Below are 1,913 nucleotides of genomic sequence, written 5' to 3'. Positions count from 1 at the left end.
GACGCTGGCATGGTCGATCGGGATCACGGCTTTGATGTCTCCGGTGTCGATCAACAAATTCATCAACAAGAGCTGAGTCCGTAGGCCAGTCCATGGTTTCACAGGAGGGCGGCGGCCTCCTCCGGGGACAGGCCGCCGCCCTCGGCGAACGCCTCCTCGTACACCCGGTCGTCGAGCGCGGCCCGGGTCGCGGCCTCGGCCCGCTCCCGGGACCGCCGTTCCGTGGTCGCCTCCACATGACCGGGCGGCAGCAGGGCCGCCGCCGCGCCCAGGCAGCGGGCCGCGTCCCGGGCGCGGCGACCGCCGTCGCCCTCGGCGAGCGCGATGGCGGCGACGACGAGGTAGACGGCCCGCGTGGTCGGCTGGATGACCAGGGCCAGCGGATCGCCCGCCATCTCCAGCGCCCGCCGGGAGTTGTCCAGACAGGCTTCGTAGCGCCCGTCGGTCATGTCCAGCCAGGCTTCCGCGCCCACGATGAAGGCGTCGAAGAGGACGAAGTGGGCGAGGTGGAAGTTCTCGCGGACGGTGCGCAGCTCGTCGCGGGCCTCGGCGGTGCGGCCGGTCGCGCCGAGCAGTCCGGCCAGGAACAGCCGGGCGGCGGGCATGGCCTCGCCGAGCAGATTGTCGGGGGACGCGAGGACGCCCCGCAGGACCGCCTCCGCCCGTTCGTGCTCGCCGGCCTCGCTCAGGGTGCCGCCGAGACGGGCGGCGAGCACGGCCGCCTGGCTGCGGGCGCCGAGCCGTTCGGCCTGCTCGATGGCGGCCTCGAAGTCGGCGGCGGCTGCCTGGTGATCGCCGCCGCGCTCGCGGGCCTCGGCGCGGGAGGAGAGCGCCTCCGCGATGCCCCAGGCGTCACCGAGGCGGCGGTGGATCTCCAGGGACTCCTCGGCGTCCCTGACCGCGTCGCCCGCCCAGTCGCTGCGGTTGGCGAGGATGTTGGCGCGTACGTGCAGGACGCCGGCCAGCTCCCACTCGTAGCCGGGGGTCTCGCGGGCGGTGCGCACCGCCGCGTCGATGATGCCGCGCAGCCGTTCTATGCCGCCGGAGAGCATCACGGCGTAGAACCAGAGCATGCCGGGGCTGCGGCAGACCTGGGGCATGCCGGGCTCGTACACCTGGGCGATGATCGCCAGCTTGCGGCGGCCCCGCTCGGTCTGCCAGGACTCCAACTCGGTGTCCATGCAGGCGACATGGGCGAGGTGGACGCCGCGCCGGGCCTCGATCAGGGCCTCGCCGGACAGGGGTGGCGGGGCGTCGGTGACCCGCTCCCACACCGGCAGGGCGCGGCGCACGGGCTCGGTGAACGGGTCGGGGCCGAGGGCCATCACCTCGACGCACCAGTTGCGGGCCTCGATCCGCAGGTCGCGCATCTGCCAGTACCAGATCAGCGAGTGGACCAGGTTGAGCGCCTCCTGCTCGTCGCGGGCGGTGACCGCGCGGCGCAGGGCGGTACGGATGTTCTCGTACTCACGTTCGAGTCCGGCGATGGCGTCCTGCTGGCCGTGGCCGCGCAGCAGCCGGTCGGCGTGGCGGGCGAACTCGCGGTAGTGGGTGAGATGGGCGCGCTCGGCGCCGGTGCGCTGCCCGGACTCGTCCAGGCGTTCGGCGGCGTACTCGGCGACGGTCTCCAGCAGCCGGTAGCGCATGCCGCCGCCGTCGGCCGGGGCGGCGGCGAGCAGGGACTTGTCGACCAGGGAGCCGAGCGCCTCCAGGGCGGCGGGGCCGCAGACGGCCTCGGCGGCGGCGAGGTCGCAGCCACCCGCGAAGACGGACAGCCTGCCCAGTACGTCCCGTTCGGCGGCGTCGAGCAGGTCCCAGGACCAGTCGACGACCGCGCGCAGGGTCTGCTGGCGGGGCAGGGCGGTGCGGCTGCCCGCGGTGAGCAGGCGGAAGCGGTCGTCGAGCCGGTCGGC

General features: G+C 74.2%; 1 protein-coding gene. It reads right to left on the bottom strand.

Going from position 1 to position 1,913, the window contains the following annotated elements; all coding sequences use genetic code 11:
- Positions 1-98: 98 nt before the first annotated feature.
- Positions 99-1,913, bottom strand: a 1,815-nt coding sequence (locus ACFXAZ_RS39470) for an ATP-binding protein (RefSeq protein WP_384601899.1), incomplete at its 5' end; no start/stop codon positions are given.

The sequence above is a fragment of the Streptomyces sp. NPDC059477 genome, from assembly GCF_042749375.1.
Taxonomy (GTDB): domain Bacteria; phylum Actinomycetota; class Actinomycetes; order Streptomycetales; family Streptomycetaceae; genus Streptomyces.
The sequence above is the reverse complement of the archived record's forward strand: the minus strand, read 5'-3'. Positions and strand labels throughout refer to the sequence as shown.